The sequence below is a fragment of the bacterium 336/3 genome, from assembly GCA_001281695.1.
GTDB lineage: Bacteria > Bacteroidota > Bacteroidia > Cytophagales > Thermonemataceae > Raineya.
On the sequence record LJIE01000001.1, the window covers coordinates 2278182 to 2294097 of the forward strand.

Here is a 15916-nt window from a genome sequence, read left to right on the forward strand (position 1 = left end):
GCTCCCAATACATTTCGGCTTCGGCTCGGTATTCACTCCAGTCAAAATCTTTCATTTTTGCCATTTTTTCAGGTGTGACAGGAGCAGAAATAAGCTCTTCTAATGCTTTTTTGAGTGTATAGTCCATGTTGTTTAATGTTTAATCAATCGATAGGCTTTTTATTTCATGACAATCTATATTCAAAGAAATTCCTAATTCTCCAAGCCTTTTCATTTCTTGAGGATGAAACTCCATAGCACACTGTTGATCATACTCATAAATCAGCCAAAAGAGAATATCTTTGTTGGTAATACCTATTTTTTCAAGAGCATCAAATTTAGGTTCTAAAATATCCAAAAAAATATTTATAAAATCAAAAGAATATTCATCTTCAAAATCAACACAATACGCCCAAAAAGCATAAGGATTATGACTAAATTTAGTTTTTGAAAAAGTAGTTGGTTGTACCCCTAAAACTTCTGTGATTTTACTATACATTTCAAATGTTCCATCTGTATTTATATATAATCTATAATATTTCATTTAGTAATGTTTTACTTGAATATTCTGAATCTGGGTAATCATTTCGCTTAAATGTGTTTCCATTTCTTTGACTTTGGGATATGAGATCCCCAGAGATACATTTGTATAGACACACACATAATTTAATTCGTGGTAGTGATGGTAGTCTTTGCGTAGTTTTTCTAAATTATAATATAAATCTTTAGTGACTGGAGCTTGCACATAATAGTCTATTTGATAAACATAATCATAGCTTATTTTAATTTCTACCAAAAAGCCCTCAAAATATCCTTTCCATCGGTCTCTGAAAAATAGAAATTTATGCTTATTAACAAAAGTCTTTAATTGTTTCATTTTAGCTAAATAAGCAGGAGAAATATACCGTTTCTCGAAAAATGCTTCCTGACTCCACAATCCCCACTCAATAAATAAAAAAAATCCCAGAGAAAAAACAGCTCCAAATGTGAAACTATCCCAAAGTATTTGGAGTAGTTTATCCAAAGAAAATTGGATATTTGCACTACGGATAAATCTGCCTATAAATATAAAAGAAAACGAAGGCAAGAATATCCATTTTCCATAGGTAGAAATTATTTCTTTAACTTTCTCCCATACCACAGATTTTGATACTTCGTATTTTTTTGCCCCAAAATCATACATATCTATTTCTTTTGGAGCATAATTTAACTTTTCAAAAATGGAGTTTATGGTTGGATAATCTTCTTCTAAAATATGAATGAGTAGATATTTATTAGATTTAATTTCATAAGAAAAATGATGCTTTTTGAGAGCAGGAACTATCATTTTTTCAAAATCAAAGATATAAGGAATTGTGCTTGTTAGAATTTCATAAACATAGGTGTACTCTTTAGATTCTTCAAGAATGTCTAAATAATTGTTATGAGTAATATAGTTCTCATTATCAATACTCTTTGCATACATAATAGTACCTTTAGGAATCAAGTCGTATTCCAAACTAATTAATGAGCCTTCAAGCAGGACAAAACGTTCAGGCAGAATTTCTCTTGCCCGAACTTTATTTTTTATATTTTCAGTATAATGTATATGTAACCAAACTTCTTTTGCCATAAAGTCTTGTATATTAATATGATTAATTGCAAATGAAAAAAATAAATACATAAAATTACTTATAGCACATCTACATAAAAAACAGCCCTTTTATTTATATTTGTATCAACACTACCCATTTTTTATGAAAAAAAGACTTATCACAATTATTACCTTTATTTACTGCCTGACAAGTTGGGGACAAAACTCTTTGTATGATTACCTCAAACTTGGAAAATTTAAAGTCGGTTTCACAGATACCATTATTCTAGATAAAACCATCCAATATAATGCTTTTGGCTATAACGGCATGAAACCCTACTTTGTACAAGTTTGGTATCCTCTCAAGCAAATATCAAAAAAAGACTCTTTCTTGTATTTTAAAGATTTTTATAGTGTAAATAAAACAAGTATTTTTAAATCAGTTCAAGAGCAATCCAAAAAACATCATCAAGAAATCATGATAAGAGATTGCATTTCTGAAAACACAGAAACTGGTAATCCCAACCAATTCGATCATTATACTTTTGAGGATATTTTTAATCTGATAGGGAATATACAAACCAGAAGTGTTTTAACCCCAATTTCTAAAAAATTAAATTATCCTGTTATTGTTTATCATCATGGTTCGCAAAGCAATTCTTTTGAAAACTTTGCAATGGCAGAATATTTTGCTTCCAGAGGCTTTGTTTTTGTCTCTGCTAACTTTCATTTGCCTTACGAAAATATGAGTTATGGATTAAGACCTTTCAGTCAGATGGTTAAAAATGAAGAAGAGAAAAGTTTACATACAATATTAGAATTTGCAAAATCTTTGAGTAAATCATCCACTATATTTTTTGTAGGGCATAGTTTCGGAGCTCAAATGGGCTTTAGAACTTTAGACCAAAATAAAAATATTAGTGGAATGGTATCTTTAGAAACGACCATTGAGTTTAAAAAAGATCATGAAAAAATAAAAGAATTGTGGTCAGAGGTTTTTCAAAAAATAGTACAAGAAAAAGCTCATTATCCATTTCCTGTATTATTATGTGCTGCTACTGGAAAGAAAGAAGCATTTGATTTCTTTAAAATATTAAATGCTAAAAAAATCAATTTCGTTTCCACTATTGAGCAGTTTAATCATAACGCCTATACTTCTATATTCCATTTGAGATATCTTCTGAATAGCAAAATACCACAATCAGATAAAGCTTTATTAGAAAAAAGTCTGAAAATATATGTAAAACACCTTGAAACCATGTCTGTTTTTTTTGATGAGGCTCTCAAAAGTAAGAGTAATAAAGAACAAGAAATACTTTTTATAGATGCTCAATAAAAATACAAAAGATTGATAAATGCTTTCAAAGCCACTTACCAATCTTTTATACCTTAAATCAAGTAAATTTTAAGATTTTTTCCCAATATCAAATTTGCCAGTAACTTTATTCCAAATCAACTCTATGACCTTAAACTTCCTTTTTTCAAAAGTTTTTGTATAGTCTTTGGGTAGATTGCTATAAACGAATTGTTCTTTTGTAGCAGGGGTACTTTTGGCTAAAACTGTAGTTCCTATTTGTGGCAAAATTAAATGCAAATTAAATTCATTTAATGACCTTTCAGGTAGGGGTTGTGAACCCCAAAAATCTTTGAATCTTAGGCTGGGGCAAACTTGTTCTGTTACATCTTTCCATTCATTATTCTGATAAACATAAAACTCTGTTCTTGTCATGATGATACCCAAAGCAGGTTGTGAGGCAGAATATTGAAAGCCAAATATCTTACTTTTATCATTTTTGGTAAAACATTTGAAACTAATGGCATCATCAGTGTCTTTAGGGTTCTCTATTTTGATGAAAGCATTTTTTTCATCGATTGTAACTTTATTAGTTTCACTGCTTTGTGTGGATTTACGTTCTGTGTGCTTAAATAGCTCATAAAACTCTTTAATTGTGGTTTGGCTTTTAGACACATAAGGAAACAATAGCAAAAAGCCTACAATAAGATTTTTCATACAGCAATTGGTTAAAATGCAAGAGTTCAATTAAAATAACAAAAATGCCATAGGCAACTCAATGTACATAATAATAACTTGAAATCCTATTAAAAAGAGAAGATTTATTAGTGCAAATAACAAATAAAAAAGGCTGATAAATGCTTTTGAAGACATATTATCAACCTTTAAGAGTACCCAAGGCCGGAATCGAACCGGCACGCCCGAGGGCATACGATTTTGAGTCGTACGCGTCTACCAGTTCCGCCACTTAGGCATCTACTACTCAATTCGGACTGCAATATTACGAGTTGTAAATGAAACCTGCAAATGATTTTTTTATTTTTTTTGAAAAAAAAATTACTTTATAAAGTAACAAATTGATAAATAGAAGATTACTTTTTTATTTTTATTTCTTTTGCCTTTTCTCTTGTCTCTTTTTAGGGGTTTCGTTTTATTTGTAAAATTTTCAACGTAAAAAAGCATTCTGTATATGAACTACGATATTATTGTAATAGGGAGTGGACCTGGAGGTTATGTGGCTGCTATCAGAGCCTCACAACTTGGTATGAAAACTGCTGTAGTAGAGACTGCCGAATTGGGTGGTATTTGCTTAAATTGGGGTTGTATTCCTACTAAAGCTTTGTTAAAATCTGCTCAAGTTTTTGAATATGTAAAACATGCAAAAGATTATGGTATTTCGGTAGGTGATGCTCAAATAGATTTTAAAGGAATGATAGGACGTAGTAGAGATGTGGCCAATGGTATGAGCAAAGGAATTCAGTTTTTGTTTAAGAAAAATAAAATTGATTTGGTAGAAGGTTTTGGAAAACTTACCAAAGATAAAAAAGTAGAAGTAACAGCTAAGGATGGTAGCAAAAAAGTTATCGAAGCAAAACATATTATTTTAGCAACAGGCGGTAGAGCAAGAGAATTACCTCATATCAAGATAGATAACCAAAAAATTATTGGTTATAGAAAAGCAATGGTGATGGAAACGCAACCCAAGAAAATGGTTGTAATGGGTTCTGGAGCAATTGGTGTAGAATTTGCGTATTTCTATAACTCAATTGGTACGGATGTAACAATTGTAGAATTTATGCCTCGTATTGTACCTGTAGAAGATGAAGACATTTCTAAACAACTGGAAAAATCTTATAAAAAAGCAGGTATTAAAATCATGACATCTTCTTCTGTTGAAGCTGTAGATACTTCAGGAGCAGGTTGTAAGGTTACTGTAAAAACTCCAACAGGTACAGAAGTTATAGAATGTGATGTGGTGCTTTCAGCAGTAGGGGTAACAACTAATTTGGAAGGAATCGGTTTAGAAGAGTTGGGCGTTAAAACTGAAAAAGGTAAAGTAATTGTAGATGGTTATAGCAGAACTAATATAGAAGGTGTTTATGCTATTGGAGATATTACACAGGGACAAGCACTTGCTCACGTAGCTTCTGCTGAGGGTATTATTTGTGTAGAGAACATTGCAGGTCTACATCCACACCCTTTAAATTACAATAACATACCAGGTTGTACATATTGCCAGCCAGAGATTGCTTCTGTGGGACTTACAGAGGCTCAAGCCAAAGAACAAGGCTATGAGATTAAAGTAGGTAAATTCCCTTTCACAGCATCGGGTAAGGCAAGTGCAGGAGGTGTAAAAGATGGGTTTGTGAAAGTAATTTTTGATGCTAAATATGGTGAGTGGTTAGGTTGCCATATGATTGGAGCTAATGTAACAGAAATGATTGCTGAGGCTGTGGTAGCTCGTAATTTGGAAACTACAGGACACGAAATCATCAAATCTGTTCACCCACACCCAACCATGAGTGAAGCCATTATGGAGGCTGTGGCTGATGCCTATGGCGAGGTAATTCACTTATAGAATATCAGAAATTAGACATGAGATAAAAAATATAAAAGCCCTGAATAATTCAGGGCTTTTGTTACTTTAATCCATATTTTATAAATAAATTGGAGAAAAATGATTCTATCATAAACTTCGGATTTTCGCTATTCATAAATTCATATCCTCCAAATCTATAAACCTCATATCCTTTTAATTTCAATAATCTATCTTCTTTAACCATCTCTGCATAGTTTTTAGGAGAAACTTCATTACTATTTATATTTATTGTATAGTGCTGTTTACCATCTATTTCAAGAATGATTCGGATATTATTGGGTAATAAAAGTAAAAAATCTATTCTTTGCTGAGAAACCCTTTTAACACCAGATAATTCTTTTATTGTTTTAGGGTCGTAATGCAAATAGACTTGTGGGATTAAAGCTGGAAGTTTTTCTTGTAAGATATCTTTAAACACTTTAAAATAGTTAAAAAATAGAAATTTTTCTGACTCATTTTCATTTAGGGAATCTTCTAATCTTTTATATAAATCACGTTCGTAGTCTATATCTTTATCAAAAAGTCCTTGATTTTTGTTTTTCCACCAATCTATTAAAGTTTTCCAAGTTAATCCTTGAAAATCATTTATTTGCTCATCATATATCAGACAAAATTCTCCATTTTTTACAATCTCTATTTCATTATCAAGTGTGTCTGTTAAAATAATTTCAGGTTTTAATCCATTAGAAGCAAATATGATATTTTTAGGAGATTTAGTACCCAACTGCTGGGCTATTTTTCGAATTTTATAAACAGGATAACCAGAAATCATCTCACTAATAGCCATTTCATAATTATCACCTTTAAGATGTTTGTTAATTCGTATCACATTCTTGTTAATATCTTCTAAATCAAAACGAACATCTGGATGAATAAAAGTTTCTAAGAACTTAATAAATATCTCATCATAAGAATTAATCAAATCAAAATATTCAAAATATAAATATCGTAAAGTAAAATCATTATTATTTATCATATGCTGCCAAATATCACCTCTGGCTGTATTAAAACGAGAATCTTGAGAAGAAATTGAATCTAAACTCCATATTTTATCTAAAAAGGATATAATATCAAGTTGTCCTTCAATTTGAACATTCTCAATTAAATCATTTAAAAGTTTACGTTTGGTAATAGTTGTAAATATACTATTCATCTTTTTTTAGAACTTTTTTTAATTCTTCTTCAAAAGGCATTTTGAGGATTTTTTTGTAGCGTTTGCATCCAGAGCAGGGAATGTCTTTTCTATCAGGTTGTTCACCTAAAAGCATTTTTTTGGCATAAGTATATTTTTCAGACTCTAAAAGATTTTCTAAGCCTTCTTCAAATACATTTCCAAAATCGCCAAAATGATTTACACAACAACCCAGCAGTTTTCCATCCCAATTGATTTGTGGGGCTGTCCAGAGTTGCAGGCAAGCAGGAGAGTAGAATTTTTGTTCATTGGCTTCATAATCTTGGATATAGGCCACGCCCAAACCTGTTTGTTCAGCTACTTTTTCAGGGTTCTGGATAGCAAATTTATTGGGGGCATAATTGAGTTTGGCTTTAAAGCCCATTCTGAGTTTTTGAGCTAATTCTTTGGCTTTTTCAAGCTCGTGTTCGTTGTGTCCGAATACAATAAACTGCCATTTAAGTTTAGGGAAACGACTTTTATAAACGCTTTTATAATGATTTATTTTCTCAATATTTTCAATGACCTTATTGAAATCTCCACCAATACGATAAATTTGATAGGTTTCTTGCGAAGCCCCATCAATTGAAACTTTCATTTTTTCGAACTCATATTTGACAAGGGCTTCAGCTACATTATCAGGCAGATGATTGAGATTTGTGCCATTAAGGGCAGTTAGTTTGATACCTTTTTCGTATGAAATTCGCAGAATATCTACAATTTCAGGGTTTAAAAAGAGTTCACCATAATTGGAAAGCTCAATTTTTTTGATTTGTGGGTTTTTATCTAAAAAATTAATAAAATCTTCTAAACGCAAATGTCCCCAGCCCACAGAAGAGTGCTTGCGATGGTAATGTGTACCTGTGAGGCACAAAGGGCATTTGAGCTGACATTTAGAAGATACTTCCAAACGAACATTTTCTATTTGTTTCCAATGAGCCAATGAAATATCCTTGAAACTGTCTTTCAGTTTTTGAGCAAAAGGAATATTTTGAAGCCATTTGGAAAGCATTTTTTATAAGTCTTGTGTCTGAACTCTTATATCTTTTGTTTGTTTTAACACAATTTCACATAACTACCCAAACAACGAATTTGCCCTTCGTATTTTTGTAGAATTCGCTGTACCTGAGTGTCCTCAATGTGTCCCTCAAAATCTACATAAAACCAATAATTGAACTTGGCTTCGTTTTTACGTGGGTGACTTTCTATTTTATTCAAATTGATGCCAAAACGATCAAATTCTTGTAAAAATACAGCCAAACTACCAGCCTTATCAGGTAAATCTACAATAAGAGTAGTTTTGTCATCACCACTTTTAGCATTTTTGAAATCTTTTGAAATAATCAGAAAACGGGTAGTATTGTGAGCATTGTCTTCAATATTTTCAAATAAAATAGGTAAATCATATATTTTCGCTGCAATATGTGAACACAAGGCAGCAGAATAAGGCTCATTAGCAGCCAATTCAGCAGCTTTGGAGGTAGATTCGACATGAATCAGTTCCGCATGACTAAAATAATCATTCAAAAACTTTCGACATTGTCTGAAAGCTATTTCACGAGAGTATATTTTCTTGATTTCTTTGGTTTGTTCGGTATGGCTTGCCAAAGAGAAATGAATAGACATGGGTATTTCAGCCACGATTTTTACATCTGAGCTATTGAGCAAATCTACCGTTTCAATCACTGTTCCTTCTTGATTGTTTTCTATAGGTACAACCCCAAAACGAACTCTTTGTGTATCTACGCTTTCAAAAACAGCTTTGATGGTAGAAAGAGGCATATATTCGCTCATAGCTCCAAATCTGCTTTCGGCAGCCTGATGCGAAAAACTTCCTTCAGGTCCTAAAAAAGCCACTTTTTCGGGCATTTCGATGGTACGAGCTACTGCAAAAATTTCTAAAAAAATCGCATCAATAGCAGAACTATTCAGTAAACCTACACTCTGCGAAGCCAAACGATTTAAAATAGATCTTTCTCGTTCAGGTCTGTAAATGAGGGCATTGTTAGATTTTTTGAGTTCCCCAATCTGCTTGACCACATCCATACGTTCGTTTAGGAGAGTAAGTAGTTGGCTATCAATATGATCTATTTGATTTCTAAGATTTTGTAAGGCTGTTTCTAAAGAATTTTGCATATATTACAATTATCAATAAATAATTTAGCATTTACCACTTATAATTTATCACTCATCATTTATAATTCATCACTTCTTCTTATTTACCCTTTTCTTTTGTTTTTCTCTTTTTTGTTTTTGTTTGAGTTTAGGATTTTTTTTCTCATGGAAAGCTCCCTTAAACTCTGGATTGTCTTTCTTTTTCTGGTCGTCTATTTCTTTGGCAATAGCCTGACTTTCATCAAATAGAGTGTCATAAACATTTACTGCAGATGGAATACGTACTCTTGGTATTTCCATACGTATAATTTCCTCAATTTTAGCTACATGATACATTTCGGCTTCATTAGCAAAAGTAAACGCATAACCCTGATTTTTAGCTCTTCCTGTTCTGCCAATTCGGTGTACATACTCTTCATATAAAATGGGCACATCAAAATTAATGACATGGCTTACCAAACTCACATCAATACCTCTTGCAGCTACATCAGTGGCTACTAAAATCTGAATATTATCATTTTTGAAACTATCAATGGCATTAAGTCTTGCATTTTGGTCTTTGTTGGCATGGATCACCCGAACAGCACCTTCACCAAATTTTCTTTCAATAAACTTATAGATATTATTGGCATTATCTTTTGTTTTGGTAAAAACAATAACCTTGTTAAATTCTTCTGTTTTTGAAAGAAAATAGCCTAAAAGCTCAATTTTAGTTCTAAAATTAGGGACTTCATAAAGAGCCTGCTCAATAGTTTCAGCAGTGGTAGCTTGAGGAGTTACTTCTACCTGAACAGGAAACTCTAAAAACTCTTCAGAAAGTTTCAAGACTTTTTCGGGCATAGTAGCTGAAAAAAGTAAATTTTGGCGTTTTTTAGAAGGGATTACTTCTAAAATTTTACGAATTTGAGGCATAAAACCCATATCCATCATTTTGTCAGCTTCATCCAATACAAGTGTTTGTATTTGTTTGACAATCAGTTCTCCAGATAAATAAATATCCATAAACCTGCCAGGAGTAGCTACCAAAATATCAACACCTTTATTGACTTCTTCTAACTGAGATTTGATACCCACACCACCATAGGTTGCCACCATACGTAAATCTGTGTATTTACCCAGTTCATTAATATTTTTATGAATTTGGATACAAAGTTCTCGTGTGGGAGCAAGAATCAAGGCTCTTGGGGCTGAACCTTGAGCATATTTCACTTTCATGAGTAGTGGAAGGGTATAAGCTGCTGTTTTGCCTGTACCTGTTTGGGCTATACCCAATACATCATGTCCTGCCAAAACCAACGGAATAGCTTTTTCCTGAATTTCAGTAGGATTTTGGTAGCCAAGCTCTTCAATAGCACTGAGGAGTTGTTTATTGAGTTTGAATTTTTCAAAATTTTCCATATATCTTTAATCTTCGCTTCGTGGAGTATTCACTAAATTTCTTTTGAAAAAGCCAAAACCTCCGTATTTTTTAATGAGTGTAATTTCAGGGTATTCTTTTTGGAAACGTTCAATATCATTAGATTTTACGACAAAAAAGGCATCTCTGTCTATTTTTCCTCTTAAAAGCCAATCTGTATTCTCTTGATAAGTTGTTTTTTGATAGAAATCAGGATTTTTATATTTAGGATATTCAAAATAAAAATATTGAGCATAACTTTTAAACCAAACGGTTGTAGCATAGCTATTGGGGTTCTCTTTTCTTAGTTTTTGATAAAATTCAATAGCAGGAGCTTGTGAATAAGCTTCTATTTTGGGTACAACCACAGCCGTATAAATAAACAAACACAAAGCTGTAGAACTAAAAAATGCAATAATAGATTTTGATAAATCTTTTCGTAAAAAGAAAATAGCAGAAATAACTAAAAGCCAATATACAATCCCAATGATGAACTCCCAACCTTGCCACTCAACAGGAGTACGCAGACAATCCACTGCAAAAGGGTCTTGGATATATTTATAAAATAGTTCTTTGTTGTAGGCAAATAAAGGAAGCCCTGTAAGTAAAATGGAAAAAACAGTTCCTAAAATACCAGCAACCCATGCTAGCCATTTGGCAGGCTTCTGGTTGTGTTTGAGGTAATACTCAAGGCTTTGAGTAGCCAAAAAGGAAAGAGGTAAATACGCCATAGACGAATAATGAACAATTTTGGTTTTTGCAATCGAAAACAAAATCATCACTACCCAAAATAAATAAAGCATATATTTCCTGACAATAGGATGTGTTTCTTCTGGATTTCTTTGGAAACCTCTGAAAGCAAACACAGACATCGGGAAACAACCCAAAAAGACTACTACAAAATGATAATAAAAAGGTTGTTCATGTCCAGCGTCAGGTGTAGAAAATAACCTGATTTGATATTTAATAAACATTTCAAAAAACCACCAACCCCCTCTGATAAGCTCTACGCCAAACCAAGCAAAAGAAACAACCACTACTCCTAATGCAAACAGAAGTACATTTTTGATAGAAGTAACTTTTCTGAAACGCACACTTACCCAAAAAACTAAAAAACTAAAAAACACCAATAAAAAACCAACTGGACCTTTGGTAAGAACAGCAAGCCCTGTGGAAAGTCCTGCCAAAATAGCAAAACGAGTTCCAAATTTATTATATTGATGCTCAATGCTTTTGGCTAAAAAATAAACACCTAGAAATATAAAATAGTTAAATATAGGGTCAATAATACCCGATTTGAAATACAAATGAGGTAAGAAACTACCAAAATAAGCAAGAGCCCAAATAAACCCAAAACGCCTGTTATAAAGGTTTTTACCTATTTGAAATAATGTAATGAGGGTGATCAAACCAAAAACAGCATTGGGAAATCTAGCTGCAAATTCGTTTACACCAAAGATTTTCATGGAAACGACCTGCATCCAAAAGAAAAGAGGAGGTTTCTCCCAAAAAGGCTGATAATTTACTTGTACTTGAGTGTAATTGCCAGTAGCAATCATTTCACGAGCTGATTCAGCGAAATTAATTTCGTCCCAATCAAACAAATGAACTCTACCCAAAAAGCTAAAATAAAAAATACAACTCAGTACAATGAGTATAAGTCCGTAAAACCTATAATTTTTATTGAAATACATGAGATTTTTTAATAAAATTGCATAAAATTAGCCAATTTGGTTTATAAAACAAAACTTCTCATATTTATACCTACTCAAAATGTTACAAGTCAAAATTATTAACCAATCTAAACATGAAAATCCTCATTACGCAACAGAAGGTTCAGCGGGTATGGATTTAAGAGCCAATATAGATACTCCTGTTGTTTTACAACCCCTTGAAAGAACGCTGATACCTACAGGTTTGTATGTACAGCTACCCAAAGGCTATGAAGGGCAAATACGCCCAAGAAGTGGACTTTCTATCAAGAAAGGTATAACCTTAATTAATTGTGTAGGAACACTAGATTCTGACTATACTGGCGAAATTAAATTGGGTATCATAAATCTCTCGCAAGAGCCTTATACTGTAGAAGATGGAGAGCGTTTAGCTCAATTGGTGATAGCTCAATATACACAAATAGAGTGGTTTAATGTTGAAGTATTGGACGAAACCCAAAGGGGAGAGGGTGGTTTTGGTAGTACTGGAAAAAAATAAGTTTTTAGAAAAAGAAGAATTATGCTTGTAGGATTATTTGCTTTCTTGATAAGTATTGTCTGTTTTTGGGCGAGCCAGAAGCTTATTAGATTGTATTTTGGCGTAAAAAAATGGAACAGAGTAGAAGCTAAAAATCTTTCTAAAGAAGTAATTTATGATGCAAATTTGATAGGAGGCTCTTCAGCAGGCTCAAAATATACAGTAAAAACTGAATATCAGTACGAATTTGAACAGAAAACTTATACAAACAATAAAATTATGCTTGCCGAATTGCTTGGTGGTAGATTTGCCACTTTAGAATGGCAAGCCAAAAAAATAGCTGAAAGAATTACAAACCCCATCAAAATTTATGTAAACCCTCAGAATCCACAAGAATCTGTGATATTCTGTGAAGGCATTACATTGTACTTTTTTATAGCTCTGATGGGATTTGTGGCATTTTTAATAGGCATTTATCATTTAATAGCCTAAATATTAGTCTTGATTATTAGGGTTTTCTAAATCAGACTTTTCGAACTCTATTTTTTGGGATTTAGATTTTTTAAGAAGACTTTTTCGTCTTATCCAAAATAAAATAGCCCCAAAAGGAATATGGAAAAATATAAACCAAGGGGAAATAAGATTGGCTTTAAAATAATTGACACTAGGGATATTGAAAAAACTAAAAGTAGTAAAATTATTGCCATATATAAAAAATGAATGTTCAATATCGCCAGTACTCCAATTGATAGAAATTCTGTAATAATTTAGTAATACAATTAAAAATGCCCATAATACTTTTTTGCCTACCGAAATTCTGCTAATAAACAACACAACCAGAGTAACTATTATAAATATTGCAATCAGAGTAGCAACAATAATAAAAATATAGTGTGTCCAAGATTTATTATCAAAAGTGAATTTGGTTATTTCTTGGATAGGAATAGGGAAAATATTAGCTTCTACTTGTTTTACTAAAAATTGACCATCTGATTGTTTTATTACCAATACAAATAAACCATATCCTCCCTGTTCAAACGCTAATTCATAAGCCACCTCATAAGAAATGATTTTTTTATCAGAATATGAAAATGTTCGAATGTTGTAGAACTGACCCAATATTTTTATCTTCTTAATTTTGGCTCCTGCTAAGTTTTTGCTAGCGTTTATAAACCAAGTTTTTGTTTCTTCATTCAGAACTTCAGGTATGATATCTTGATAGCAGCCTTCTACATCACCAGCAATCATTTTACTGATAAATGTTTTGGAAAAATCATTCACTGCCTTAAAGTCTTGGGTTTCTTCAAGCTCAGTAGGTAGTTCCTGACAAGCCCATAAACTACACAAGGCAATCAATAAAAATGATTGAAAAATAATTTTTTTGAGAGAAATAACCATAGAAGAGATATTTGTGGTTTTACCACTTTGTTTCTTTTACTTTTCCTAATTCAAAGATATTGGAATTTACATTTTTTGGAAATGAAATATTGAAATATTTTTCAACCATGCGTAGTTTTCCATTGTTCTTGAATGAAATTTCAGTAGCAACGGGGTAGTTATCAATCATCTGATACGATTTTAATTCAATATCAGAAACTACACCTCCAGTATTATGAATAACTCTTGTTACATACATATTCTTTTTATCTACCCAGAACTGCGAAGTCTGGGTATCTGAAGGTTCTTTTGTACCTACTACAATTATTTTTTTACCATTCATTTCTTTTTCATAAGAGGTCTCCAAATTAAAACCCAATTCCTGAAGTTGCTTTTCAGTTTGGTTTGGAGGCAAGAAATAAACATCAAATGCCAAGAGCAATAAATGATGCACCCTTTTTTCTTGTTGGGTAACTTTACCACCTGAAAAATAATAAATTGAATCATTCCTAAAAATAACGCCATTACCCGTTTCAAAGCCATTGAAACGAATATGCAGATTTTTAGGAGAACTTAGCATTTCTTGCCAAACTTCTTCCCTTACCAGCGAATCGTTTCTATACAAATACACATTTTGTTCAAACTGCATATTTTTAGACCACTTCCCAGCCCAATGTTTATGCATTTTTTGGATAATTTTAGGAGATTTGATATAAGGCGTTGTAGCCATCAAAACACTTAAAACGAAAACAGATAGCAATATTATAATGGATTTTCTCATAAAAAAGACGTTATATATAAATCATACAACGTCTGAAAATAAATTTTGTTGTTTATATCTATTTCTGAAAATTGAAAATTATACTATCTTTTTGGATAGAAATGCTCAGACTTTTCTCTAAAGCTTTTCCATTAGAATAATATCCACCTTGTTTTTTGTCTGTTTTGCCATTTTCTCTTGTAAATTCTATGGTGTAGCTACCATCTGCTTTATTATCTTTTAGGTTTAATTCTTTAGATACCTTTGCATCATTGGCTAATTCTGCAATATCAGTTTTTTCTAAATTTTCACTTGTACTGATTTTAATATTGGATATTTTGCCTCCTGACTTGTTTTCAACTTCAACATCAATTGTTTTACGACCTGTACTCAGGCTATCACAAGAGTTTAAAAGTATGATGAATAAAATGCTTGAAAAAAGATGTTTCATAAAATATAAGATTATTAACGTGATAACAATTCTGTATTGGTTATCCATGCTCCAAAATAAGGATTTTTACTGTTTTTCTTCTTGAGCATGATAAAAAAAGTTTTGTCAAATATTAAGTTTTTTGGCTTAGCTTTTTCGCTTGGAGCTCCATCTGTCACAGTAACCTCACTCTCACTTTCTATTTCAGCTCCATTTTCATTGAGTACAAAAGCTGTTCTTTGCCATGCTTTCTCAACGGTAAACACTCTATTTTTATTTGTTGAAAATTGTTGTTTTTCTAAAGAAGTATAGTTATGCTCAATATTGAATTGTATGGTAGGAATGATTAGAATATCTTTATCACCCCATTCATATTTCCAGTTCAAAGGGGCTTCTTCTTCACCCAATTTAGTTTTCTCTTCTACTACTTTTACTATTTCTGCCATATTTTGATAATTATCAGGCGTTTTGTATAAAATAATTTCATGTTCTCTATCTTTTGGAGAAATCTTGATGATAAAATCATGATCATCTTTGTAGTACACAATCTGAATGTTTTTAGTAATTTGCTTATTTCTGCCATGAGCCCCAAAAGCAACCACATTTTTACCCATAAACTTCAGTTTGTTGGGCATAGGTGTCAGTTTTTCTTCAAAAGGAAGCGATTTTTTAAATTCAGCTTTGGCTCTAATTAAATCACCATTTACTTCGCTTTCTATTTTGTATTCATCAGGATTAAGAACATCTTGAAAAGATTTCGAATCATTCAATAAAGTCAAATCCTTAAGATTTTTATCTATATTGGGAGGCTCATTGATAACTTTCCTTACTTCATCCCAAGCATACAAAAGCGTTACACAATAAATGGCATTTTCTTTTTGAGAGAAAGAATTCTCTAAAGTTGATACAAAAACTGTTTCTTTATATTCCGAAAGTTTTTTTACTTGAGGAAATTTAGAATCTTGGGAAGTACAATTCATCAATCCTAAAAGGCTGATAATAAAATATAAAAACAATTTCATTTTCTAATAT

The 15916-nt window shown here is 32.0% G+C and carries 16 protein-coding genes and 1 tRNA gene; 4 read left to right on the forward strand and 13 right to left on the reverse strand.

Annotated features, from left to right (window positions below):
* Positions 1-139: 139 nt before the first annotated feature.
* Together AD998_10535 and AD998_10540 are read right to left on the reverse strand one after the other, a co-directional pair.
* Positions 140-523 carry a hypothetical protein gene (locus AD998_10535; protein ID KOY86522.1) on the reverse strand — a complete coding sequence of 128 codons (384 nt, stop codon included), beginning with the start codon at positions 521-523 and terminating at the stop codon, positions 140-142.
* Positions 524-1642, reverse strand: a complete 1119-nt coding sequence (locus AD998_10540; GenBank protein ID KOY86523.1) for a hypothetical protein — start codon at positions 1640-1642, stop codon at positions 524-526.
* A gap of 73 nt (positions 1643-1715) precedes the next feature.
* Here AD998_10540 and AD998_10545 point away from each other — a divergent pair, with 73 nt between their 5' ends.
* Positions 1716-2888: a hypothetical protein gene (locus AD998_10545; protein ID KOY86524.1), complete on the forward strand. Its 1173-nt coding sequence runs from the start codon at positions 1716-1718 to the stop codon at positions 2886-2888.
* 69 nt (positions 2889-2957) lie between these two features.
* Here AD998_10545 and AD998_10550 read toward each other — a convergent pair whose 3' ends face one another.
* Together AD998_10550 and AD998_10555 are read right to left on the reverse strand one after the other, a co-directional pair.
* Positions 2958-3563 carry a hypothetical protein gene (locus AD998_10550; GenBank protein KOY86525.1) on the reverse strand — a complete coding sequence of 202 codons (606 nt, stop codon included), beginning with the start codon at positions 3561-3563 and terminating at the stop codon, positions 2958-2960.
* A gap of 174 nt (positions 3564-3737) precedes the next feature.
* A tRNA-Leu gene (locus AD998_10555) sits at positions 3738-3819 on the reverse strand.
* A gap of 216 nt (positions 3820-4035) precedes the next feature.
* Between AD998_10555 and AD998_10560 the strand changes: the two genes are divergently transcribed.
* Entirely contained in the window at positions 4036-5424 is a 1389-nt protein-coding gene (locus tag AD998_10560; GenBank protein ID KOY86526.1) for a hypothetical protein, read from the forward strand.
* 61 nt (positions 5425-5485) lie between these two features.
* Here AD998_10560 and AD998_10565 read toward each other — a convergent pair whose 3' ends face one another.
* From AD998_10565 to AD998_10585, 5 genes are all read right to left on the reverse strand, one after another.
* A complete protein-coding gene (locus AD998_10565; protein KOY86527.1) occupies positions 5486-6598 on the reverse strand; it encodes a hypothetical protein in 1113 nt (370 codons plus the stop codon).
* Entirely contained in the window at positions 6591-7559 is a 969-nt protein-coding gene (locus AD998_10570; protein KOY88150.1) for a hypothetical protein, read from the reverse strand. Before AD998_10570 ends, AD998_10565 begins: the two co-directional genes overlap by 8 nt.
* Before the next feature lie 113 nt (positions 7560-7672).
* The gene (locus AD998_10575; protein ID KOY86528.1) at positions 7673-8752 is read right to left on the reverse strand and encodes a chloride transporter; all 1080 of its coding nucleotides are present in this window, start codon (positions 8750-8752) and stop codon (positions 7673-7675) included.
* 69 nt (positions 8753-8821) lie between these two features.
* On the reverse strand, positions 8822-10129 hold the full coding sequence (locus tag AD998_10580) for a DEAD/DEAH box helicase (protein ID KOY86529.1): 1308 nt from the start codon (positions 10127-10129) through the stop codon (positions 8822-8824).
* A 6-nt stretch (positions 10130-10135) separates the two neighbouring features.
* Complete coding sequence (locus tag AD998_10585) at positions 10136-11821, reverse strand: hypothetical protein (protein KOY86530.1); 1686 nt, start codon at positions 11819-11821, stop codon at positions 10136-10138.
* 79 nt (positions 11822-11900) lie between these two features.
* Between AD998_10585 and AD998_10590 the strand changes: the two genes are divergently transcribed.
* Positions 11901-12338 (forward strand): deoxyuridine 5'-triphosphate nucleotidohydrolase, encoded by a 438-nt coding sequence (locus tag AD998_10590; GenBank protein ID KOY86531.1) that lies wholly within the window; start codon positions 11901-11903, stop codon positions 12336-12338.
* A gap of 21 nt (positions 12339-12359) precedes the next feature.
* Positions 12360-12809 (forward strand): hypothetical protein, encoded by a 450-nt coding sequence (locus AD998_10595; protein ID KOY86532.1) that lies wholly within the window; start codon positions 12360-12362, stop codon positions 12807-12809.
* 3 nt (positions 12810-12812) lie between these two features.
* Here AD998_10595 and AD998_10600 read toward each other — a convergent pair whose 3' ends face one another.
* The 4 genes from AD998_10600 to AD998_10615 form a co-directional block, all read right to left on the reverse strand.
* Entirely contained in the window at positions 12813-13715 is a 903-nt protein-coding gene (locus AD998_10600; GenBank protein ID KOY86533.1) for a hypothetical protein, read from the reverse strand.
* 19 nt (positions 13716-13734) lie between these two features.
* The gene (locus AD998_10605) at positions 13735-14454 is read right to left on the reverse strand and encodes a hypothetical protein (protein KOY88151.1); all 720 of its coding nucleotides are present in this window, start codon (positions 14452-14454) and stop codon (positions 13735-13737) included.
* A 79-nt stretch (positions 14455-14533) separates the two neighbouring features.
* Entirely contained in the window at positions 14534-14953 is a 420-nt protein-coding gene (locus AD998_10610) for a hypothetical protein (GenBank protein ID KOY86534.1), read from the reverse strand.
* On the reverse strand, positions 14920-15906 hold the full coding sequence (locus tag AD998_10615; GenBank protein KOY86535.1) for a hypothetical protein: 987 nt from the start codon (positions 15904-15906) through the stop codon (positions 14920-14922). The genes AD998_10610 and AD998_10615 overlap by 34 nt, the downstream gene beginning before the upstream one ends.
* Between the last annotated feature and the right edge of the window lie 10 nt (positions 15907-15916).

Excerpts from the sequence above, each read along its gene's own strand:
- AD998_10535 (KOY86522.1), bottom strand. The coding sequence starts at position 523 with ATGAAATATTATAGATTATATATAAATACAGATGGAACATTTGAAATG.
- AD998_10540 (KOY86523.1), bottom strand. The coding sequence starts at position 1,642 with ATGTATTTATTTTTTTCATTTGCAATTAATCATATTAATATACAAGAC.
- AD998_10545 (KOY86524.1), top strand. The coding sequence starts at position 1,716 with ATGAAAAAAAGACTTATCACAATTATTACCTTTATTTACTGCCTGACA.
- AD998_10550 (KOY86525.1), bottom strand. The coding sequence starts at position 3,563 with ATGAAAAATCTTATTGTAGGCTTTTTGCTATTGTTTCCTTATGTGTCT.
- AD998_10560 (KOY86526.1), top strand. The coding sequence starts at position 4,036 with ATGAACTACGATATTATTGTAATAGGGAGTGGACCTGGAGGTTATGTG.
- AD998_10565 (KOY86527.1), bottom strand. The coding sequence starts at position 6,598 with ATGAATAGTATATTTACAACTATTACCAAACGTAAACTTTTAAATGAT.
- AD998_10575 (KOY86528.1), bottom strand. The coding sequence starts at position 8,752 with ATGCAAAATTCTTTAGAAACAGCCTTACAAAATCTTAGAAATCAAATA.
- AD998_10580 (KOY86529.1), bottom strand. The coding sequence starts at position 10,129 with ATGGAAAATTTTGAAAAATTCAAACTCAATAAACAACTCCTCAGTGCT.
- AD998_10585 (KOY86530.1), bottom strand. The coding sequence starts at position 11,821 with ATGTATTTCAATAAAAATTATAGGTTTTACGGACTTATACTCATTGTA.
- AD998_10590 (KOY86531.1), top strand. The coding sequence starts at position 11,901 with ATGTTACAAGTCAAAATTATTAACCAATCTAAACATGAAAATCCTCAT.
- AD998_10595 (KOY86532.1), top strand. The coding sequence starts at position 12,360 with ATGCTTGTAGGATTATTTGCTTTCTTGATAAGTATTGTCTGTTTTTGG.
- AD998_10600 (KOY86533.1), bottom strand. The coding sequence starts at position 13,715 with ATGGTTATTTCTCTCAAAAAAATTATTTTTCAATCATTTTTATTGATT.
- AD998_10610 (KOY86534.1), bottom strand. The coding sequence starts at position 14,953 with ATGGATAACCAATACAGAATTGTTATCACGTTAATAATCTTATATTTT.
- AD998_10615 (KOY86535.1), bottom strand. The coding sequence starts at position 15,906 with ATGAAATTGTTTTTATATTTTATTATCAGCCTTTTAGGATTGATGAAT.